The sequence below is a fragment of the uncultured Acidaminococcus sp. genome, from assembly GCA_900538365.1.
In the GTDB taxonomy this organism is placed as follows: Bacteria; Bacillota; Negativicutes; order Acidaminococcales; family Acidaminococcaceae; genus Acidaminococcus.
In genome coordinates this window covers 1-22,077 of sequence record UPXT01000036.1, presented here as the reverse complement: position 1 = coordinate 22,077, position 22,077 = coordinate 1, and the positions used below count along the sequence as shown (strand labels likewise).

Below are 22,077 nucleotides of genomic sequence, written 5' to 3'. Positions count from 1 at the left end.
CCCCTTTATTTTGCAAGGACTATTTTTCCCTACCGAGAAACATTTTACGCTTAGTCCCCTGTTTTCCTATATTTCCTTTCCATAATAAATGAATATAAAAAATATACAGTTGAAGGTATATCAATGGTACATCAAAAAAAGGCCTTTGTCCATAGGAATCAAAGGGGAAAAATGGAACTGGGTCCATTTTTTAAAAAGGAGGGAAGCCCTCTGTGTGATTGCACTTTTTCTCCCAAATATGATAGAATGATGTGCTATACGCTACGCTATGGATACAAGCCTTTGGCTTATCATGACAAAGAAGGATGGTCGCGGCATGAGTGAAGAAGTGACAAAGTCCCAGGGAAACAACAAGTTCCTCAAGGGGACATTGATCCTTACCATTTCCAGTATTGTTGTCAAGGTCATAGGAGCCCTCAATTGGGTCATCCTTTCCCGGATTATGGGTGGGGAGGGCATTGGGCTTTATCAGATGGGATTTCCTATCTATCTGATGGCCATTACGGTCTCTTCGGCAGGAATCCCGGTGGCCATTTCCATCATTACAGCGGAAAAGGTGGCCATGGAAGACTATGGAGGCGCGCAGCGCGTCTTCCATGTTTCCCTGAAGATGCTTTTTTGCACGGGGCTCCTTTTTTCCCTGCTCCTTGTGGTGCTGGCCCACTGGCTTGTCGAAACGGTCCTTCCTGATGCGCGGGCCTATTATTCCATCATCGCCTTGGCCCCGGCCGTCTTTTTTGTCACGTTTCTCGCCAGTTTCCGCGGTTATTTCCAGGGCTGGCAGATCATGACGCCGACCGCCTGTTCGGAAATTACGGAGCAGATCGTGCGGGTTGGGACCATGATTGTCTTTTCTGCCCTGCTCTTGCCTTACGGTCTTACTTACGCCGCTGCCGGCGCCAGTATGGGTGCGGGCGCGGGTGCTTTCTGCGGGCTCCTTGTCTTGATGGGCTTTTATCTAAAGCTCAAGAAGAAGTTTTTCCCCAAAGGGGTGGACCGGACGCCCAAGACGCAGGAGTCAGCAGGCTTTATCATGAAGCGCCTCATTGGTCTGGCCCTGCCGGTTTCCATGTCAAGCCTCATGCTTCCCATTGTGTCGAACCTTGATATGATGATTGTGCCAACCCGGCTGAAGGTCGGCGGTTGGGATGCCCCAGGCGAGGCAACGACCCTTTTTGGCTACCTTTCGGGCATGGCCGTGCCGCTCATCAATATGTCAACGATCCTTACGGCCGCTCTTTCCATCAGCCTTGTACCGGCCATCAGTGAGTCCCGGACCCTTTCTGATGAAGCAGGCATCCGCAGTAAGGTGGCAACGGCCTTTACCGTGGCTTCGGTCATCACCATTCCCTGCAGCGTCGGTCTCCACGTTTTGGGCGGACGGGTGGCTGCCCTCATCTATAACGCGCCGGCAGCAGGACCTGCCATCGAAATCATGAGCTGGGCCATCTTTCTTTTGGGCCTTCATCAGGTGTCGACAGGCATCCTTCAGGGCCTCGGCAAGACCCGCATCCCTGTCATCAATATGATCATCGCGGCCATCGCTAAGGTCTTTCTTAACTGGAACCTGACGGCTATGCCCACCCTTGGAATCAAGGGCTCGAGTTGGGCAACGGTTGCCGATATTGGGATTGCTGCCCTTCTTAACCTCTTTTTTATCAAGAAATATACAGCATTTACCTTTGAAGGTCGGCAGCTCTTCAAGACCGCTCTTTGTGCGGCGGTCATGGGCGGCGCTGTAGAACTTGTCCTTTCCCTTGTCAGCCGCGGCGGGCTGGCGCTTTTCCTCAGCATCTTGGTTGCAGTGCCTGTCTATGTCCTGATGCTCCTCTTGCTGCGGACCTTGACGGAAGAAGAACTGCTGGAAATTCCCTTTCTCGGCCGGCGCATGGCATGGCTGGGCCATAAACTGGGCCTTTTGAAAAAGTCCGCAGAATAGTTCCTCAAAAACAAAACAATCAGCTTTCCCTTATTCGTTTCCGGCAAAAGGCCGGGGATTCATGATTCCTATGGATCCCCGGCCTTTTTGTAGGTTCATGGTATTCCGATAAGGAATATCGTGGCTTGCTCATTTCGAAGTTCATATCAAAATGGAAGCCTCCTATAATGAATTTGTAGAATAAACGGAATATTTCAAATAGACAAAACAGAAGGAGGTTCATGTAATGGATGAACTGGAAAAAGTAAGGAATCAGGCAATTGGAAAGGAGGCGGACCCTGCCTACTTGGAAAAATTCCCTATTAAAGGACGCGAGGATCTAATGATTCCTACGCGCAGCGGCGATGCCCTGGTTCACCTCTATCGTCCGCAGGCCCTGACTTCACCGCTGCCTGCGGTGATCAATTTCCACGGTGGTGGATTTGTCAAGGGCTATCGGGGCCGGGATATCGAATTTTCGCAGATGATGGCCTCGCGGGAGAACTGCTTGGTCTTTGATGTGGACTATAAGGTGGCACCGGAAAACCCCTACCCATGCGCTCTCGAAGAAGGGGAAGATGTGGTCACTTACCTTTTGGCACATATGGCAGCATATGGTGGCGACAGGAACCATACGGCACTCATGGGGGAAAGCTCTGGAGGCAACCTTGTCATCGGAATTTCCTTGAAGCTGAAGGAAATGAAGGCACCTCAGCCAAGCTGCGTCATCTGCTGTTACCCGCCCTGTGACCTCGTGACAGATCCTGCTGTGAAAGCGGGCACGAAAGAGGCTGATCCCATGAGTGAACGGGGCCGTCTTTATAACAGCTGGTACCTGCCCAATGGGAGAAACCATGAAATCTATGCATCCCCCCTGCTGGCGTCCCAGGATGACTTGGCGCAGCTGCCGCCTTTTACGGTGATTGCGGCGGAAAAAGATATCTTGTGCAGGGAAGCCTTGGAATTTGCCCAACATCTCATCGAAGCCGGGGTCACGGTTACGGTGAAGAAGGTGCTTGGGGCTAAGCACGCTTTCCTGGTGAGTCGGACGGCCGGTTATGAAGAAGCGGAACAGGTTGTGTTCCAGACTTTTCGGAGCTTTTTAGGGTAAGGATCAAAGGAGGAAAGTAACATGGATCAATTAGCCGTCTGTCTTCTTATTTTTGCGGTGACCGTCATCGGTTACTGCAGCGGACTGTATAGTATTGCAACGATTTCCCAGACTTCCTTGATTGCTCTGACACTTACAGGATGTCTGAGTGCAAAGCAGGCACTGGGATACTATTCCAATTCCAATGTCATCATGATTGCGGGAATGTGTGTCGTAGCCGCCGGATTCAACCGGACCGCGTTTTGTGCCCGGCTGGCTAATCGGATTTCTCATTTGGCTCAGGGCAGCGTCAAGAAGATGATGCTGGGGTATGTGCTCATAGGGGTCCTTCTCAGCCAGTTCATCCAAAGTCCTGTCGTTGTCTTTGGGATTGTGGCCCCCATGCTCATTGCTTCTGCGGAAAGCATGGGAATCAGTCCCAGTAAGGTCATCTTTCCCGTGGGCGTAGCCACCATCTGTACCTGCTGCACACTGCCCCTTGGTGCCGGGGCAACTGTAGCAGGCGAACTGAACGGCTACATTGAAAGTTATGGTTATACGCAGTACATGGTCGGGTTTCTCGATCCCATGATGGGCCGACTGCCGATGCTGATCATTGCCATTATTTATTTCAGTTTCTTTGCCTTGCGATTTTCTCCGGATAAGCCCATCCTTCCGACCAGCCTTGAAACCAAAAAAACAAAGGATCATGCACCGCTGAGCAGTTTCTCGGAAATAGCGGCCATCGTTATTTTCTTTGGGGATGCCGTCGCCTTGATGTTTGCCAAAAGGTTGGGTCTTCAAAATTGGGAAGTTTGCGTGGCCGGGGCCCTTTTGATGGTCATCTGCAAAGTCCTCAAACCTAAAGAGGCATCGGGGTCCATTCCTGTCAGCATGCTCCTTTTGATTGTGGGCTCCCAGGCTATGGCAGGGGCTCTTAGTGTAACGGGCGCTGGTGAATTCATAGGCGGCCATATTGCGGCTCTTGTGAAGCTCGTTGATGGGAACTCCTATGCGGTGGGATTCATTTTCTTCCTGATTCCCTTCATCATGACCCAGTTTATGTCCAATCGTGGGACAATGCTGATCTTTCATCCCATTGCCATTGCAACTTGTGCGTATATCGGCGGAAATCCCGTCGGATTGATGATCCTTATCCAAGCTGCCTGTCTTTCTGCATTTATGACGCCAATGGCAACTTCCGCAGTTCCATATATCATGGAATGCGGCGGCTATGACCAGACTTCCATGATCAAGCAGGGCCTATTATATTCCGTGATTTCCTGCATTGTGTCGGTGGGCTGGATCATGACGCTGTATCCTATTTTATGAGGATAGAGGGGACTCGCCCAAATTTGAAAGGAGTGTTTATGATGAAAAAAAGTATGATGATGGTGGCTGCATTCATGGGGATTTCTTCTATTGCCTTTGCGGCGAATCCTTTTTCGGATGTGCCGCAGGGCCATTGGGCCTATGCGTCCCTTGCCAAACTTTCAGGTTCCGGTATCCTTGAGGGGTATCCTGATGGTACGTTCAAGGGGGAGCGCACCATGACCCGTTATGAAATGGCACAGATTGTAGCAAAGGCCCTTGCCAAAGGTGCCATTGGGGCCGATGATCGGCTTGTTGCTGAATTTGCGGAGGAACTGGACCAGCTTGGTGTACGGGTGGCCGCCCTTGAAAAGCAGGCCGACCGGGTCAAGATTACGGGGCGGATCCGTCTCAATTATCGTGAGCGCAGCGGGAAATTTCATGAAGACAGTGATGCCAAGCTTCGTACGCGGCTCTTTCTTACCGGTGAAGTGAATGATACGCTGCAATTTGTTTCCATGATCCAGAACCAGCAGTACTTCCTTCAAGGTAAAAATGAATCGGGGGATAGCGATACGGTTTTCCAGCGCGCCTACCTGCAGGGCCGGATTGGCACGGTCAAGGTTACGGCAGGACGTTATAATGACGCATTTGCTGAAAGCAATATCTATGATAACCGTGTCGACGGCATCCAGTTAGGGGTGAATCTGGGCCGCGCTTCTTATCTTGTTGGTGCATATGGTAAAATGGCAAGTGCGGATGTCAGTTCGGCTCCCGGTGCGACGGGGACTTCGGCTGCCGGACGCTATGCCCGGTTTGCCCTGGGCGGCGAATGGGGTCGTTTTGATGGAGAATTCAACTATGTCAAGGCAAAAGATGTCATGAACATGGGAAAACAGGGGAGCGATGATGAAATCTGGTCCGTCGGGACCAACTATAAACTGGGGAAACTCAAGGTGGGCGCCATGTACCTGCAGGGGGACAATGATGTTGTTGACGCTTACGGCGGAAGTGATTGGGGTACGGTTTACAGTCTGCGCTACGGGGGCGCGGATAAGAAAAAAGCAGGCTCCTGGGGACTTTTTACGCAATACTTCAATCAAGGTGCCGCAACGGTCATCAGCCATCCAATGTATGGTGATACCAAGTCCTTCCCGCTGGAAGGCTATAAGGGGTATGTCGTAGGCGGGAACGTGACCCTTGCCCCCAATATGGTAGCTGATGTTGAGTGGTATGATCTTAAAGGCAAGAAAACCGGTAAGCATTCACGGACCCTTTGGTCCATGCTGAACATTTCCTTCTGACGAGTCCTTGATGAGTAAAGTCATGAGACGCTGGAGGACCTTGGCTTCTTGACGCATACCCAGAACAGTAAAACAATGAAAGGAAGCCTTTTTGTGGATAATCTTGATTGGCTGCTCATGAAGCTGCTCCATGAAAAAAAGAGTCTTAACAAAACTGCCGAAAGTCTATATATGACGCAGTCGGCAGTAAGCAAACGCCTTCAACGCATTGAAGCGGAATGGGATATCAAGGTGGTCAAACGTACCAGCAAAGGTGTTATCTTTACGCCCAGTGGGGACGCTTTGGCTCATCTGTCCCTTACAGTCCTGGAAGGGATGGATGCCCTAAGGAAACGGTTTAGTCAGCAGCGCTGCCATAAGAAGGGGAAAGGCAAGCAGCTGCTTCGCTTTGGGATTACCAATTCTTTTGCCCGACTCAACCTTTCCAGTCTCGTCAGTGCCTACAGCAAGGCCTATGATGAACTAAGCGTCCATCCCATTTTGGGGTCATGGGATTCCAATATCAAAAAGCTCAACGAAGGCAGCGTTGATGTCGCCGTTTGTTTCGACTGCCATGAAGCCCACAGCGGGGGCGAGCGAATCTTTGCGGAAAAGCTGTATCTTCTCATGCCGAGACATCTTTCAGCGGAGGGGGCGGCTGCTTTACCCTGCGTCATTGGCTACCACAGTAACTATGCCAAGAACCTGATCCGTGAGGGCCTAGCCTACGCCTTTCCTGGGCAGCATAAGGAAATCGAGGAAACCTCCCATGTGGAACTTGCCGTCAGTATGGTGGAAAGCGGCAGTGCCTGCACGTTGATTTTTGGTGAAGAATGGAAAGTCAATCGCAAGCAGGTCAAAGAAGTTGAAATCCATGATGAAAAAGATCATCCAGTGTGGGGGGAAGTCTATTTGATTTGGACGCAGGAAGCTTATCGCGATCCAAAGATCCGGCGTTTCATTCGCTTTACGCAAGCGCATTTCAAACCGAAAAATCCATCGCTCGAAACTCTCTGATTACATGCATCACAAGTCATTTCCATGAGAAGCTCCAGGTAGGCGATTTTCCTCCGTACGCGGGGCGAAAAGGACCGACCGGGAGCTTTTTTGTGATAATTTTGGGGCATCCCTTGTCTTTTGGAAGGGTTTATGATATAAAACATTACGAAATTTCAACGAAAGAAGCGTAGGGCAAGGAGCCATGATGGATAAATATGCATTAAAAGAAAAAGGAAAGCAGCTGATGGATAAAATCCCGGGATGGGGTGCCATCCAGGGGTCGTTTACCTGGCAGGACCGGCAGGGAAAACGCCACCAGCTTTCAGTGGGACCCAAGTTCGTGACGCTTACCGCTTTAAGCGCCGCCTTTTGTGTAGTTGCCCTTGCTGTCTGTGCAGGCTTGCTTTCCCGAGCCTGGGCCGAACAGGAAGAACTTCAGCATTATCGGGCCGATTACGGGGTCTATACGGAACGCCTGGCAAAGCTTATGGATAACAATGAAAAACTTCAGCGGGAACTTTCGCAAGTGGCCAAATTGGAAGCGGCCGTCCGGGAAAAACTGAAAGCAGACGGCGTAAAGATCAGCGAAGAATCGGTGGACCAAAAGTCCCAGGAACTTGACAAGGGGGGCAAAGGCGGCCCTTCAACGGACGATCAGCTCCAGGTCCTTGAAGTCCAGGACGAAATCAACTGGAAACGCCTTGCCTACAAGAAGGAAAACCTTACCAATATGCTTCTTGCCCTTTCGAGCACGGGCGATGGGACCTTTGGCTGGCCCCTTGACAGCGGGGAAATCAGTTCTTTTTACGGACTGCGGGCCGATCCCTTTGGCGGTGGCTCCGAGTATCATTCCGGCCTTGATATCGCAGCGGACTTTGGCTTGCCTGTAAAGGCTGCCGCGGCAGGCACGGTGACAGCGGCCGGCCTCAATGGCGGTTATGGGCGTTTTATCAGTATTGACCATGGGTCCGGGATGTCGACAGCCTATGGACACATGAGTGCCCTTGCCGTTACGGTGGGGCAGCAGGTGTCCCGCGGACAGGTCATTGGTTACGTGGGAAGCAGCGGCTACAGTACAGGTCCGCATCTGCATTTTGAAGTCAGGGAAAACGGGCAGACGGAAAATCCTCTGCAGTTTGCCGTACCGCCCAGGACCCGTTCATAAGCATTTTTTAGGCTGCCCTCTGGGCGGCCTATTTTTCTCTTTCCTCCATATGATATAATGAAAGACAATGCAGGCGGTTTCAGTTCCTGCAGATTCAATTCGCACAATCCAAGGAGAATCCCTATGATCTATGATCTTGCCATCGTTGGCGGCGGACCGGCTGGCCTCAGTGCCGCGGTCACGGCGAAAAACCGCAATTTATCGACCATCCTGTTTGATCCGGGCAGTTTTGGCCTTGCCCTGCAGAAGGCTTCCCATATCACCAATTACCTGGGCTTTCCCGATATTTCAGGCAAGGCACTCATGCAAGACTTCTTGGACCATGCCAAAAAAGCCGGAACGGAAATCGTATCCGAAAAAATTCTTAGCATCATGAATCTGGACGGCCATTTTTATCTTGCCACCCCAAGCGGCGTAACAGAGGCAAAGACCGTCATCCTTGCCTTGGGGATTCCCCGTTCAGCCCAGCTCATGGGGGAAGCGGACCTTGTGGGGACGGGAATCAGTTACTGCGCAACCTGCGATGGGAACTTTTACCGGAACCGTCCTATTGGCGTCATCTGTACCGTTCCTGCCCAGTGGCATGAAGTGGAATTTTTGGCAGGCCTTGCAAGTCAGGTGACAGCCTATGTGACGTTTGATGTAAAAGGCCCTGTTCCTGACAATGTGACCGTACGGAAGGACCGTCCCAAGAGCATTGCCAAGGATGGACAGGACCTTGTACTGCAGGCTGATGATACCCAGCGGATGGACGGCCTTTTCATCCTTCGGGAAAGTGACCCTGTGTCCCGCCTCTTGCCGGACCTTGCTATGGAGGGAAATGCCATCAAGGTGAATGAACATCTGGAAACGAATATTCCCGGTGTCTATGCTGCTGGTGACTGCATTGGGCAGCCCCTGCAGATCAGTAAAGCCACGGGCGACGGTCTTGTCGCTGTCTTTGGCGCGGCAGATTATTTGAGGAAAAAGGGCTGATGAAAGGCTTGGCTTTTCTTTCCTTGATCCTTGCCGTCCTGCTGACAGCTGGCTGCGGTGGGGAAAAGAAAGACCAAAAGACTCCCGATGTCGTGCCCGCTGAAAATACCCAGCGGGAAACCAAGACCACGACAACCGGTGAAAATGATCACGGTGCCCGAATCGAATTTGTGACGCGGGAACATAAGATGGAACGGGTCCTGTTTTCCGGCGGTTATCTTCGCAGCCTGCCTGAAGAAAGTCCGACTGCCATCGTGCGGGAGGTCCCTCAAGGCAGTGAAGGCATGATTTATGGCAAGCGCGTCCTCGGGAACAAGGAATGGGCCAAAGTCACGACTCGGGATGGCGTTACCGGTTGGTATACCATTCCGGAGACTGCGCTTAAGGCGGGACAGCAGGCGACCCTTGAAGAAACCAGCAAGGTCCATCGCAGTACCTATCCGCAGATTACAGGAGGGGTGGCATCGGATGTGGCGCTTGCCATCAATCGGGAAATCGGCCGCTATCTCGATGTGTATCGCTTTGTGACGGGCCCCGTGGGCAGTGATCTTTCCTGCCATGTAACCTATAACCGGCGGGACATCCTGAGCTTTTATTTTTCCGGACCGCCTATCCGCTACCGGGCTTACAGTGTGAAATCCATCAACGATGGTTCCAGCTGGAAGGAAGTGGAGCGCTATGCCTTCGTGTCCCCCCTGTGGGGAGGCGCCGACCCGCGCATCATGACCAGCGCCGTGACAGACATCCAGTACGCCATGACCTTTGATCTTGCAAGCGGCCGCCGTCTGACCCTTGTTGATTTTATTGGGAAGGAGAACCTAGCTAAGGCACGTGCCCTTGTCGAAGCCATTGGCAGCGACGCAGCCCTTGAAGAAGATAACTTCTATGTTGACGATAAGGGACAGCTCTTCCTTTTCGCCGGAAGGACCCAGCCTCAGCCGGGACGGGAGGCTTTGAACCTTTCCCGCCTTGTTGTGCGGGAATATTGACAGCAGTTTGGCCGCTCTTTGAGTCGGCCCAGAATATAACCAAAGAGGTGCATGATGAACAAAAAAGTTAGATTTTCAACAACCTTAGGCGATTTTACAGCTGAACTTTTTGAGGACAAAGCGCCCAAGACGGCCCAGAATTTCATTGCCCTTGTTGAAAAAGGGTTCTATGACGGCGTTATCTTCCACCGGGTCATTGATGATTTCATGATCCAGGGCGGCGATCCTACCGGTACAGGCATGGGCGGCCCAGGCTACCAGATTGAGGATGAATTTGGCCCAGGCCTCAAACATGACGGGGAAGGCATCCTTTCCATGGCCAATGCTGGACCCAATACGGGCGGCAGCCAGTTCTTCATTACCCTTGTTCCGACACCGTGGCTCGATGGCCATCACGCCATTTTCGGCAAGATCGTGGAAGGCATGGACATCGTCCATAAGATTGGGTCCACTCCGACGGATTTCCAGGACCGCCCGCTTGAGGACGTGGTCATGAATAAGGTGGAAATCCTGAAATAATGGCGGCTTACGTGTACATGGTCCGCTGTGCCAATGGTTCCCTATATACGGGCTGGACAACGGACCTAGCAGCTCGTCTGAAGGCCCATGTATCTGGAAAAGGAGCCAAGTTTACGCATGCTTTCCATGCCCTTTCCATGGTCTACTATGAAGAGCTTCCCGGAAAACGTGAAGCTTTGAAACGGGAATGCGCCATCAAGAAGCTGACGAAAAAGGAAAAGGAAGCTCTTGTGAAAGCTTTTGCAGCGGGGCCTTTATCCCTTTCTGCTCGTGAGGCAAAAAAATCCTAAGCGGTACCTGAACCGACAAGACCTCGAGAAAATGGATCACGTATTTTTTCGAGGTCTTTCTCTTTGTCTTGGCCTAGTTGCCTTTGTGCCCGTAAGAAAGGTGAGTAGGACAGGTCCCTTTTTCTGACGCCAGCAGCGATGGGTCATGAGACCCTTGCTGCTGTTAAAACTTTCATAAGGCAAGGGAACACTCCCAGCAGTAAAAAAAAGGAACTTTGGCGCCTTGAATAATCAAGACAAAAATTCTTTCGAAAGTTCTGAAAACAAGGGACTTTTTGCGTCTCATGAAGCCAATGTTCATGAAAACCATAGGAATTACGGGAACTGTTTTGAAAAAATCACTGGACAATCTTCTTGTAAAAGCGTGGGGAGTATGATAGAATGAACCTCAGAAAAAGCGGACTTAATGAATGTTACGACAATGAGTTTTGACATACGTTTGGTGTGGTTTTTCGCAATATTTTTTAGGAGGCCAAGTAGATGACTGGCAAAGTTAAATGGTTTAATGCTGAAAAGGGTTATGGCTTTATTGAACGTGAAGACGGCGGCGACGTATTCGTTCATTTCTCCGCAATTCAGGGCGAAGGCTTCAAGACCCTGGAAGAAGGCCAGGCTGTTGAATTCGACGTTGTCGAAGGCAACCGCGGTGAACAAGCTGCAAACGTTGTTAAGCTGTAAGATATAAATCGTATCTGAAGGAAACAACAAAAAGCGGAAGGCGTTTCACTTAGGTGAAACGCCTTTTTTAGTGTGGAAAGGAGACTCGCCGTGTACGCATACGGAATGGAAGAAAAACGGGGCATCATCACAGGCGGTACGTCTGGGATTGGTCTTGCGGCAGCCAAAATGCTCGTTCGTGACGGGGCCCATGTCTTTATTGTGGGTCGGGACGCGGAAAAGGGCAAGGCCGCCCTTACGGCTCTTTCTGATGGCAAGGGTAAGGCTACCTACGTTGAAGCGGATGTAAGCACCCTTGAGGGCTGTCAAAAAGTGGCGGAGGCTGCGGGGGAAGGGGATGCCAAAGTGGATTTCCTTGTCAACTGTGCCGGCATGTACCAGGAAGAAGCCCTCCAGGATATTACTGAGGCGTCCTACAGCAAGATGATGGATGAAAATGTGAAGAGCACCATTTTTCTTACAAAGGCGGTTCTTCCCCTGCTCAGTGAAGACAGCCCTTCCATCCTCAACATTGCTTCCGATGCTGCCCTTGAAGGGAATTATGGCTGCGCCGTCTATGCTGCAAGTAAGGGGGCTGTCGTCGCCTTTACCCGTTCCGCGGCGCTCGACCTTTCGCCTTGGGCCCGCGTCAACTGCCTCTGTCCTGGTGACGTCAATACACCTCTTGTAAAAAAACAGCTGGAAGAAGGTGGCTATACGCTTCAGAGCATGGCCTCCATTTATCCTGTGGGGCGCATTGGCGAACCCGAAGAAGTGGCCCACATGATCTGCGCGGTCCTTTCTCCGCTAAATGGCTTTATGACCGGCGCCATCCTTTCCGTCGATGGGGGCCTGACGGCAAAATAACTAGCCCCGCTTTCCCTAAAAATTAGTTTGTCCGCTATTTCCTCAATCGCTGCCCATAAGGAGAATTTCATGAAACAACTGACCCGTGCTCAATATTTCTTTTTGGGATCCATGCTCTTTGGCATGATGTTTGGCGCTGGTAACCTAATTTTCCCGGTTCATCTGGGACAGCTTGCCGGCAGCCATTTTTGGTTTGCAAATTGGGGCTTTATTTCGACGGGTGTCTTTATGCCCTTCATTGGCCTCATTGCGCTGGGAATTTCTGGCGCCACAAGCGTCGAAGACCTGGCAAACCGTGTCCATCCCACCTTTTCCAAGATTTTTACCGTGCTGCTTTATCTCACCATTGGTCCCTGTTTTGCGCTTCCCCGAACGGCTTCCGTATCCTTCCAGATTGGGGTGGCCCCTTTTGTGCCTCCCGGCTCGGAAACCCTGACCATGGCGCTTTTTACAGGGGTCTTCATGGCCCTTGCGCTTCTTATGGGATTGAAACCATCCAAGCTTATCGTTTACATTGGTAAGTTCCTGAATCCCGCATTCCTGCTTTTTTTGGCCCTTCTTGTGAGCGTGGCCTTCATCCATCCCATGGGCTCCTACAGTGCCATGATGCCGCATGGAGCCTATGTATCCCAGCCCTACCTTACGGGGTTCAAGGAAGGCTATAACACCATGGACGTCCTTGCCATCCTTGCTTTTGCCATTGTTGTCATCAATACCCTGCAGAGCCTGGGTCTGACGGACCGTTCGGCCATGACGGGCGATATCTTTAAGGTCGGCGTGATCGTAACGGTCCTCATGACGGTCATCTATACGGCGATTACTTGGCTTGGCGTTTCAAGTATGGGAGCTTTGACCCTATCGGATAACGGCGGTATTGCCCTTGCGGAAATTGCAGCCTATTACTTTGGACCCTTGGGACAGCTGCTCCAGGCCGTCATCGTAACCTTCGCCTGCTTCAAGACGGCGATTGGGCTCATTACGAGCTGCTCCGAAGCGTTCCATACCCTTTTCCCCAAAGGACCGGGCTACCGGACCTATTGTTATATCATGGCAGGATTTTCCTTTGTTGTGGCGAACGTGGGCCTTACCCAGATCATCAGTCTGGCCATTCCCGTCCTCATGTTCATCTATCCCCTAGCCATTGCCCTTATCCTGTCGACCTATACGGCGTATTTCTTTCACCATGATACGCGCTTTTATAAATGGCCGGCTGCCTTTACGGTCCTTGCTGCCTTGGGAGATGCCCTGAGCGTCCTTTCACCGGCCTTTAAGGAAACCGGTTTTATAAAAACGATCCTTTCATTCCACGCCATGCTGCCTTTTTCCGCAGATGGCATGGCTTGGGTCGTGCCAACCTTCCTCGGGCTAGCCGTCGCGTTGATCCACGTCAAACTGACAGGTGTTGTACCCTTACAAAAATCATAATCACTTTTCAAAAGATGTCCCAAAATGAGAAATTATTTTGGGGCATCTTTTTTTATGGATTGATACGGAACGACCTGTTAACGGTAAAAGAAGAAATTTATGTTAATCATTTAGGATAATATGCTCCTAAATAAATATATATTGATAAACGTATAATTATCATTTAAAATTTATTTAAAGTTAGAATAGACACTAATTAATATACAATAGGGAATTAAGGGGTAATATCATTAAAAATTAGATAGGGATAGAAAAATGAAGGAGAGGAGTATATTTATGCTAAAAAAACAGCAACTAGCATGTTCTATTTTGGGGATGATTGTGTCCATGGTTCCTATTTTGAGTGCTGAGGGTAAGACTTATGATGAAAGCGCCGTAAAAATCGTGTGCAAATCATTGATAAGCTTGTCCAGAAAAAGGAAACGTCTAATGTTCCAGAATTGAGGCATGAAGTCATTTTACCGGTATATCAATCATCTATGACAGGAACGAAGCTTAGTTCTTTATATGGAACATTCATCTATGGACCTTCTGCAGAATATACAATAAACAGTCAGGGTAATTCGACATTTTCTATGAATGCCAATACGAATTACAGCACTAGTAGAAATGATGCTTCGCTGGTTATGGTCGTACAGGGGAAAATGACCGTTCTATCCCAGGGAGACAATAGCCTTATATTCCAAGATCGAACACCGCTTGCAGAGGGCGATGGGGTTTCTTCACTTAGAACCTACGACGCGCTCTATACCGATGGAGGAACCGTATCTCTTACGGGAAATTCCAATAGAATCATTCATGGAGCAGCAGGCGTTGATGATTCTCATGTGATTGCTCGGGAAAGCAGGGCTATTGCGGTCAATAATGGAGGCTCCATCCTTTTGGAAGCGAAATCCGGCGATAATGAAGTAAGCTCATATCGAAGAGCAACATACTCTCCTGCTGCCATTGTCAGTTATATTAATAGAGGTGTTAACCAAGGATCGGTTCGCTCTTTGGATGCTGTTGTTACAATGCGCGCTCCTGAGGGTACAAACTATGTGACGTATCAATCGGATTCTATGCTGGACCAATCCAGAGCTTTTGGCCTTTACTCCTATTCTTATTGGCCAGAAACGCAGGATGCTGACTATTTAGCGCTTTCAAAACCGAATGGAACGAGTCAGATTGTTTTAGAAGGGAAATCAAACGTTATCCGAGGTGAAGGAAAAGGCGGGGCTGAGTATCTTCATAGCGTCGATGCGTCAGCTTGGGGCTCTATTCTTTTACATGCTTCCGAAAATAATAACACCATAACTGTGGGAACAGTGGGACCTAAGGCGTCTGCACAGGGCATCTATACAAAGTATCATGGAAAAGTTACGCTTCAGGCAGATAAGGGTTCCAATGAAGTTGCAATCCTGCCTTATACAGTGAGCGCTGGCGGTGCTTATGCAGTTGAATCCCATTCCGGAACGATAGAAATGCAGGCCCCGGAGGGAAACAATAAGATTACAATTCTTCCCCATCAAAAAGAGGCTAAAGCTGCTTATGACGGAATTGGAAAGGATCTTCCGGATAAAGCAAAATATAGTGGAATCTATTCTCATGGGGAACAGGCAAAGATTGCTTTGTCTGGGGAAAACAATCTCATCATTACAGATGTGGATGCGTTGGATATGGGAGACAATGCCATTGGAAATGGCATTAGTGCTGCCGATCTTGGCAATGTTACTTTGAATGCTAAGGACAGTAATGTTATCCAAGCAACGACACAGGCGGTTTATAGCCAAAATGGGACCATTCTTATTAAGGGCTCAGAAAATCAAATTCATGGGGAACAAAATGCGCTGTATGCGATATCTACCGATCCCCAAAAGGGCAGTCAGATTTCTGTCAGCGGACAAGCACTGATTACAAGTGGCGGAGACAATCCCGTTATTGTAAGCAACGGCAGGGACTTTTCAGAATATCCAACGACGATTCATGTTGAATATGATGGTCATAGTGCCCTTCAAGGAACGATTCGCGCCCTTGGGCTGGGCGAGGTTTCTGTGCTGCCTATGAAGCAACAGGGACATTTGATCTTTGATGGAAACATTGATGCCCATCACGGAACTGATGAAAATGAAACAAGAGGCGGTACAGTTAATCTTTCACTTTCTGCAAACAGTGTTTGGACGGGGTGGAGTGATACGGGACTTGTGGAAGGTGTGAAAGAAAAGCTCCCCTTTACTCAGGAAATCCCATCTTGGGGCCATGTTGGTCTGCAAATGACCTCAGGCAGCCAGTGGAATATTACAAAACAGAGCAGTGTGTCAACCGTAAGCGGGAATGGGGGAACCTTATATTTCAAAGGAAACGGGGGTTCCGCGCTCCATGTTGGTACGCTTACGGGCAGTCACATTTTTTCTATGAATCTTTCAATGGATGGAACACATAGTGATATGGTCTATATTCATCAGGGAACTGATCAAGAACAGACCTTGGAAGTGCGAAACCTAAAAGAGCTTGATCGTTCTATGAAAATAGGTGATGCCGTTCGTTTTGCGACCGTAACTTATTCCCAAAATGAATTTCGTGATGGGAAAATCCTGTCATCTGGAGCAGATGGGATTTACAACGGAAAAATTTTCGTTCAATACCGTGATATGGCAACTGATCCTTTAAATCAACAAGGCTATGACGAAGCTTACCATGGGACAGGAGATAACCTTGATCAAAAATTGGGCGCTGCCGCAATCCATGATCTTTATGATGGTGATGAGGCTAAAAATGTTTATCTCGTAAAAATGGGATCAATCAATGATGGGGCGAAAGCCTTGGGAAAAGTTGATGAGATTCAATCCCGCTACCTCACGGATTTGGATACCTTTACCAAACGTACTGGGCAAACTCAATATTTTACCCCTGATAAAGATGAAGGTGGCTGGGTGCGTTATCATCATAAACGAATGGGTCTCGATGGGGTCGGATATCTGAACGGTAATGTTTATGAAATCGGGTATACAAACCTTCACCGTGATCGCATTGATCGAAAAGATCGGCTGAGCGTCTCTCTTGCCTATAGCCATCCCTATGGGACGTGGGCCGACCTTTATGGTCATTTCCGTATGACGGATTGGTATCTTGGTTTGTATGATTCCCATTATTACTATGCAGATGAAGAGCACCAGGCAAAAATGGAAGCTTGGAAAAAGGATGATCATGCATACTGGGACAACTATTTAAAACTGCACCGTATTAATCAAAAATATTCCGTAATCGATCATGAAACAGGAACTTCATATGATGGTGACTATCGGCAGTATGCCTTTAATCTCAGCACGGAATACGGAAGGAAACATTCGTTCAATGAAGATTGGTACTGGGTTCCTCAGGCACAATTGCAGCTAAGCTATTTGAGAGAATTTCGGTATAAAGATTCACAGCAGTTACGAGGTCAGAAGGAGCATGCTTGGAGTTTGTTGGGGCGGATTGGGTTTGATTTAACGAGGCAGTGGCATGATGAAATTGATAGTAAATTGTATTTCAAATTAGGACTGCTCCACGAATTCCTAGATGGGAGCCATTCTTCCATTGGTTCTAGAAGTGAAGACGGATTTACAGATGGTATTTTTACAGTCGATGATCATCATAAAAGGACTTGGGGAATCTTGGGAGTCGGTTACAGCCGCAGCTTAGGCAAGAACTTGTATGGCTATATCGATTGGGAGCGCTATATTGGTGGAGACTATTCCAAGACCTATGAACTTTATGCAGGTATCAATTGGAAGTTTTAATCAGCTGCAGCAGCTATCGATATGAGGTGGATTCAATATAGGCAAAAGAGGTTGAGAAAAAAGACTGGAAGGTTAGCTGCAAGGCTGCCCTTGGGAAGGGGAATCGACTTGTCCCAATGCCTGTTTCCTGAACTTCCAATCTGTTCCAAAAGTGTCCTTCGAAACCTGGACGAATGGAGATCAATATTGTTCTTACCGAGGTAACGGAACAAAAAATGCTTCTCCTCAACCAGTACCCAAACGGCTGGCCCTTCATTTCAACTCTTTGGAGCGGCTGGTCGTTTGGGTTCTCCATCTTGATAAGGTAAATCAAAGCGAATCGGCTCTGAACGTCAGGGACTAAGGAAAAAGCCTAAAAGGAAAAGCGTGGTGAAGAAACGACAGGCTTACTTATTAGGACCTTTCCTTTCTTGATTATCTGTCGAAAACTTACGCTTTCTCTCACTTCCTTCACAAAAGACCATTTTTTTGTTATAATAAGGTGTCTATAGAATCGTTAACTCATTGGATAAGGAGGGATTTCCCTATGAAGAAGAACATCATGCTGGCCCTTGTATTAGGCCTGATCCCTGCCAGCCTCGCGGCTGCTTCCCCGCTTGCTGAAATTGCACCGGGCCGTGCACAGATCGATGCCAATGTGACCCTCGGCAGTTCCCTTAAAGGAGAACGGGACGGGCATACGATCGACTTTGACGGCGATACCCGCTATCGTGTTGGGGCAACTGTAGGCATCGGCGATGGACTCGGTCTGGACTATACCTATGCTTCCCATGAAGGCAACGACAACGCTTCGGTCCAGAGCCATCAAGTCAACTTGGTCTACCAGTTCAATCCCTATCTCTACGGCTTTGGCGGCTATGTCCGCAATCGTGCCCATCATCGCGGCTATACGGATAATTCCAATGGTTTCCAGGTTGGTGCAACGGGCCGTCTGCCCCTTGGCAAGACCACGCCGTGGGCTAAGTTTGGCATTGGCAACACGATTACCCAATATGAAGTCGGTGTTGGTTATGCCATTACGGATAACTGGGAAGCCAATGTTTCCTATAATGACAGCAAGTACAAGGATTTCAGCGGCGATACGGACGTGAAGACCCATGGCGTCAACGTCGGTGTTTCCTATAAATTCTAATAAAGAGTGCGGAGCCGTGCCTTTGGCATGGCTCTTTTTTGTTGACAGGAATTCTGGTTCAGCCTATTGTGTTTATATGATTAAACGCATAAACAGATAACCGGAAAGGGAATTGCTTCATGAAAGGGAAAGACCTTGCCGTTATGGAACAGTTTCGGAAATGCATCCCCATCTTTTCTGTTTTCGGCGATGTCAAAGGGCAGGAAATCATCCTTATCCTCACAGGCTGCCTTGGAAAGGGGGCTGACCGTAAAGGGGATTACGGAACGGCTTGACCTTTTAAGATCGGCTGTTTCCCATCATCTGAAAGTCCTGAAACAGGCGGGAATCGTTGGTGTTAGAAGCTGCGATGCTGAACACTATGATTATCTGACCTTCAAGACCGCCATTGAGGACCTAAAAACCCTCTTTCCAGGTTGAAGCAAACGGCGACCTTCGATGAAAATCCGGACAAGGGACCTGATCCAGCTTTTTGTTATGCTGATCCAAAAATCATAGTACCGTCACAATCTGATGGTATTTCCGCAGAGGAGTAAAGCACATGGAATTTCACGACATCGTGATTCAGCAAAAGGCTTATTTTGACTCGAATTCAACAAAAAGTATAGCCTTTCGCAAGATCATGCTGAAAAAATTGATGGATGCCCTTGATGAACGGGAAGATCTCCTTTTGGAAGCCCTGCACAAGGATCTTGGTAAATCACGGGCCGAAGGGTATATGACGGAAGTCGGCATGGTTCGGAGTGAAATCAAGGAAGCCTTGGTCAATGTCGAGGCGTGGAGCCATCCTAAAAAGACAAATGGCTCGCTCCTTACTTTCTTTCCCGCGACGAATCATATTTATACTGAACCGTATGGCGTGGTGCTCATCATCGCGCCTTGGAACTATCCTCTGAACCTTACGCTGATGCCTCTTGTGGGAGCGATGGCAGCAGGAAACTGTGCCCTTGTGAAGTGTTCCCCGGAAAGCATCCATACGAGCCGCGCCATCAAGGACCTTCTTGCGGATCTTTTCCCACCGGAATATATCTATTGTCCGGAGGCGGACCTGCCCTTTGAGACCCTTTGGCAGGAAAGGTACGACATGATTTTTTTCACCGGCAGTCCAGCAGCAGGCAGGAGTGTCATGAAGGCTGCCAGCGAGCATTTGACGCCTGTCATCTTGGAACTGGGCGGCAAGAGCCCCTGCCTTGTCGACGCCTCGGCCAACATCGAGCTTGCGGCGCGGCGTATCGTCTGGGGAAAATTCATGAATGCCGGTCAAACCTGCATTGCCGTGGACTACGTTGCTGTCCAGGAAAGCGTAAAGGACGCGCTTCTTGCCGCGATGACAAAAGAGATTGAAAAGCGCTATCCCCATGCGGAAAGAAGTGATACCTATCCGTCCATCATCAACCAGCGGCACTACAACCGGCTTGTTGGCCTCATGAAAACAGAATCCGGTCTTATTGGCGGCGCTGTGAACGCAGAAAAACGCAGGATTGCGCCCACCTTGATGCCTGATGCGGATTTTGATCATCCTATCATGCAAGATGAAATCTTTGGTCCTCTGCTTCCCGTAATTGCTGTAAGAGACCTGGAAAGCGCCGTGACGTACATCAAAACGCGGCCTAAACCCTTGGCGTGTTATGTATTTACAGAAAATAAGGAAGCTGCGGAATCGGTCATTGGAGCCCTTTCTTTTGGCGGCGGCTGCGTCAATGATACCCTTCTTCACGTGACAAACCCCAACCTGCCCTTTGGCGGAGTGGGAAATAGCGGCATGGGAAGTTATCATGGAAAGGCAAGTTTTGATGCCTTTTCCCATAAAAAAAGCATTGTCAAGAATACGACCCGCTTTGACCTTTTCCTGCGCTATGCCCCCTTTACGGAAAGAAAGATAAAATGGCTGAAACGCTTCCTCTAGGCTGCACGCATGCGCTAAAGGCATGAAAGAAGATAAAAAAGAAGCATTGGAAAGGGTCCAGCTCATCCGATACAATAAAATCAATGAACGAATAAAGGAGGAATCCCCATGCTTGGAGAATTCATGTATCATAATCCGACAAAGCTCTATTTTGGCGCCCAATCCTTGGAAAAACTGGACCACGAACTGCCCCTTTATGGACCGAATGTCCTTTTGGTCTACGGCGGCGGTTCCATCAAGAAAAATGGCATCTATGATGCCGTCCTTTCTTATCTGGAAAAGAATCATAAGGTGGTTACGGAAGTTCCTGGCGTCATGCCGAATCCCACGGCAGAAAAGCTTCGGGAAGGGGCCAAAGCGGCCAAAGACAGCAAGGCGGACCTGATCCTTGCTGTTGGCGGCGGATCCTGCTGCGATTTTGCCAAAGGGGTTGCCGTTTCCGCCTATGCTGATGACGATCCCTGGGAAAAGTTCTTTGTTCGTTTTGAAGAACCCAAAAAGCAGGACCGGGTCGTTCCGGTTGCCTGTATCCTCACCATGGTGGGAACCGGTTCTGAGATGAACGCCGGGTCCGTCATTACAAACCATGAGGAAAAGCGCAAAGTAGGGCACGTTTTTTCAGACGAACGCGTTTTCCCCCGTTTTTCCATCCTGAACCCTGAATTTACGTTTACTCTCCCAAAGCGTCAGATGGCAGCAGGGATCTATGATATGTTTAACCATATCTGCGAACAGTATTTTTCCGGTTACGATGATAATACCTCTGATTATCTTGCCGAAGGGCTCATGCGTTCTGTTATAGCCTCCTCCCGCATGGCCATTCAAAATCCCAAGGATTATGAAGCACGCAGCAACCTCATGTGGACGGCAACGTGGGCCCTTAATACGCTCATTGGCATGGGTAAGACCCAGGACTGGATGGTCCATATGCTGGGGCAGGCTGTAGGTGCCTATACAGACGCCGCTCATGGCATGACTCTTTCTGCCGTTTCCCTTGCCTATTATCGTTTCCTTTTGCCTTATGGCCTCAGCAAGTTCAAACGTTTTGCTGTGAACGTGTGGCAGATCTGCCCTGACGGCAAATCGGATGAGACGATTGCCGAAGAGGGCCTTGCCGCTATGGAGGCATGGATGAAGGAAATTGGTGTCGCCTTGAAGCTTGGCGAAGTGGGCGCAGCGGAAGCGATGATTGACGGTATTGCCGATGCCACCTTTATTTTGAAGGGCGGCTACAAAGTCCTTACCAAGGACGAAGTCAAAGCCATCCTCAAAGCCGGTTTTTAAAGAAATAGGATATAAGATGGGACCCATGTCCCTGATCTAAAAAAGGCGTCAGCTTGAGTTTGTTTTCAAGGTGCCGCCTTTTCTGTTTGCTGCCATTTTTCCCGGGTCTGATGCAAAGCTTCGATTTTAGGGTCCTGAAACGGGAAGAAAAGGCCGGAACCCAAACGCAGATACCGATTCAGCTCAAGCTGGAGATTTCCCGCCGTTTTCTTGATGGGACTGCCGGTTCGGCAAGCCGCCTCCCACTCCTATCGGGGGAGTTCACAGAAAGCTCCCAATAAAAAAGAACGCCCTTGTCGGACGTTCCTTACTTCAAAAAATTGGTGCGATTGGCGCGAGTCGAACGCGCGACCCTCTGCTTAGGAGGCAGATGCTCTATCCATCTGAGCTACAACCGCATAACAGGATTATTATACCAGATAGTCCCTAAAAAAACAAAGGCGGGGACACATCGTATGTGTCAACATTTTCTCGGGAGACCCATATAAGATTGTGTTGCAGCTTAA

At 49.3% G+C, this 22,077-nt stretch carries 19 protein-coding genes and 1 tRNA gene; 19 read left to right on the top strand and 1 reads right to left on the bottom strand.

The window, feature by feature from the left end; all coding sequences use genetic code 11:
• Window positions 1-292 precede the first annotated feature (292 nt).
• The 19 genes from QZQ08_RS07390 to QZQ08_RS07300 all read left to right on the top strand — a co-directional run bounded on the left by QZQ08_RS07390 (window position 293) and on the right by QZQ08_RS07300 (window position 21,571).
• Window positions 293-1,939, top strand: coding sequence for a polysaccharide biosynthesis protein (locus tag QZQ08_RS07390; protein WP_296330172.1), 1,647 nt, complete (start codon window positions 293-295; stop codon window positions 1,937-1,939).
• A gap of 226 nt (window positions 1,940-2,165) precedes the next feature.
• Window positions 2,166-3,029 (top strand): alpha/beta hydrolase, encoded by an 864-nt coding sequence (locus tag QZQ08_RS07385; RefSeq protein WP_296330170.1) that lies wholly within the window; start codon window positions 2,166-2,168, stop codon window positions 3,027-3,029.
• 21 nt (window positions 3,030-3,050) lie between these two features.
• Window positions 3,051-4,340: an SLC13 family permease gene (locus tag QZQ08_RS07380; RefSeq protein WP_296330167.1), complete on the top strand. Its 1,290-nt coding sequence runs from the start codon at window positions 3,051-3,053 to the stop codon at window positions 4,338-4,340.
• A 38-nt stretch (window positions 4,341-4,378) separates the two neighbouring features.
• Window positions 4,379-5,623 carry an S-layer homology domain-containing protein gene (locus tag QZQ08_RS07375; RefSeq protein ID WP_296330164.1) on the top strand — a complete coding sequence of 415 codons (1,245 nt, stop codon included), beginning with the start codon at window positions 4,379-4,381 and terminating at the stop codon, window positions 5,621-5,623.
• Between the two features lie 93 nt (window positions 5,624-5,716).
• Window positions 5,717-6,619: a LysR family transcriptional regulator gene (locus QZQ08_RS07370; RefSeq protein ID WP_296330161.1), complete on the top strand. Its 903-nt coding sequence runs from the start codon at window positions 5,717-5,719 to the stop codon at window positions 6,617-6,619.
• Between the two features lie 184 nt (window positions 6,620-6,803).
• Window positions 6,804-7,766 (top strand): M23 family metallopeptidase, encoded by a 963-nt coding sequence (locus tag QZQ08_RS07365; protein ID WP_296330158.1) that lies wholly within the window; start codon window positions 6,804-6,806, stop codon window positions 7,764-7,766.
• A 123-nt stretch (window positions 7,767-7,889) separates the two neighbouring features.
• Window positions 7,890-8,741 carry an NAD(P)/FAD-dependent oxidoreductase gene (locus QZQ08_RS07360; protein ID WP_296330155.1) on the top strand — a complete coding sequence of 284 codons (852 nt, stop codon included), beginning with the start codon at window positions 7,890-7,892 and terminating at the stop codon, window positions 8,739-8,741.
• On the top strand, window positions 8,741-9,730 hold the full coding sequence (locus tag QZQ08_RS07355) for a hypothetical protein (RefSeq protein ID WP_296330151.1): 990 nt from the start codon (window positions 8,741-8,743) through the stop codon (window positions 9,728-9,730). The genes QZQ08_RS07360 and QZQ08_RS07355 overlap by 1 nt, the downstream gene beginning before the upstream one ends.
• Window positions 9,731-9,781: 51 nt before the next feature.
• Window positions 9,782-10,249 carry a peptidylprolyl isomerase gene (locus tag QZQ08_RS07350; protein ID WP_296330148.1) on the top strand — a complete coding sequence of 156 codons (468 nt, stop codon included), beginning with the start codon at window positions 9,782-9,784 and terminating at the stop codon, window positions 10,247-10,249.
• A complete protein-coding gene (locus QZQ08_RS07345) occupies window positions 10,249-10,539 on the top strand; it encodes a GIY-YIG nuclease family protein (RefSeq protein WP_296330145.1) in 291 nt (96 codons plus the stop codon). The genes QZQ08_RS07350 and QZQ08_RS07345 overlap by 1 nt, the downstream gene beginning before the upstream one ends.
• A 480-nt stretch (window positions 10,540-11,019) precedes the next feature.
• A complete protein-coding gene (locus QZQ08_RS07340; RefSeq protein ID WP_009015310.1) occupies window positions 11,020-11,217 on the top strand; it encodes a cold shock domain-containing protein in 198 nt (65 codons plus the stop codon).
• A gap of 90 nt (window positions 11,218-11,307) precedes the next feature.
• Window positions 11,308-12,063 carry an SDR family NAD(P)-dependent oxidoreductase gene (locus QZQ08_RS07335; RefSeq protein ID WP_296330134.1) on the top strand — a complete coding sequence of 252 codons (756 nt, stop codon included), beginning with the start codon at window positions 11,308-11,310 and terminating at the stop codon, window positions 12,061-12,063.
• 69 nt (window positions 12,064-12,132) lie between these two features.
• Entirely contained in the window at window positions 12,133-13,488 is a 1,356-nt protein-coding gene (gene brnQ / locus QZQ08_RS07330) for a branched-chain amino acid transport system II carrier protein (protein ID WP_296330131.1), read from the top strand.
• Between the two features lie 386 nt (window positions 13,489-13,874).
• Complete coding sequence (locus QZQ08_RS07325) at window positions 13,875-17,249, top strand: autotransporter domain-containing protein (RefSeq protein WP_296330128.1); 3,375 nt, start codon at window positions 13,875-13,877, stop codon at window positions 17,247-17,249.
• Window positions 17,250-17,775: 526 nt separating this feature from the next.
• Window positions 17,776-18,381: an outer membrane beta-barrel protein gene (locus tag QZQ08_RS07320; RefSeq protein ID WP_296330125.1), complete on the top strand. Its 606-nt coding sequence runs from the start codon at window positions 17,776-17,778 to the stop codon at window positions 18,379-18,381.
• A 119-nt stretch (window positions 18,382-18,500) separates the two neighbouring features.
• Window positions 18,501-18,656: a hypothetical protein gene (locus QZQ08_RS07315; protein ID WP_296330123.1), complete on the top strand. Its 156-nt coding sequence runs from the start codon at window positions 18,501-18,503 to the stop codon at window positions 18,654-18,656.
• Window positions 18,613-18,801: a helix-turn-helix transcriptional regulator gene (locus QZQ08_RS07310; RefSeq protein WP_296330120.1), complete on the top strand. Its 189-nt coding sequence runs from the start codon at window positions 18,613-18,615 to the stop codon at window positions 18,799-18,801. The genes QZQ08_RS07315 and QZQ08_RS07310 overlap by 44 nt, the downstream gene beginning before the upstream one ends.
• A gap of 121 nt (window positions 18,802-18,922) precedes the next feature.
• The gene (locus tag QZQ08_RS07305; RefSeq protein WP_296330117.1) at window positions 18,923-20,287 is read left to right on the top strand and encodes an aldehyde dehydrogenase; all 1,365 of its coding nucleotides are present in this window, start codon (window positions 18,923-18,925) and stop codon (window positions 20,285-20,287) included.
• A 108-nt stretch (window positions 20,288-20,395) separates the two neighbouring features.
• Window positions 20,396-21,571 (top strand): iron-containing alcohol dehydrogenase, encoded by a 1,176-nt coding sequence (locus tag QZQ08_RS07300; RefSeq protein ID WP_296330115.1) that lies wholly within the window; start codon window positions 20,396-20,398, stop codon window positions 21,569-21,571.
• Window positions 21,572-21,892: 321 nt separating this feature from the next.
• On the opposite strand, the gene QZQ08_RS07295 is transcribed toward QZQ08_RS07300, so the two are convergent.
• Window positions 21,893-21,969, bottom strand: a tRNA-Arg gene (locus QZQ08_RS07295).
• Window positions 21,970-22,077 lie beyond the last annotated feature (108 nt).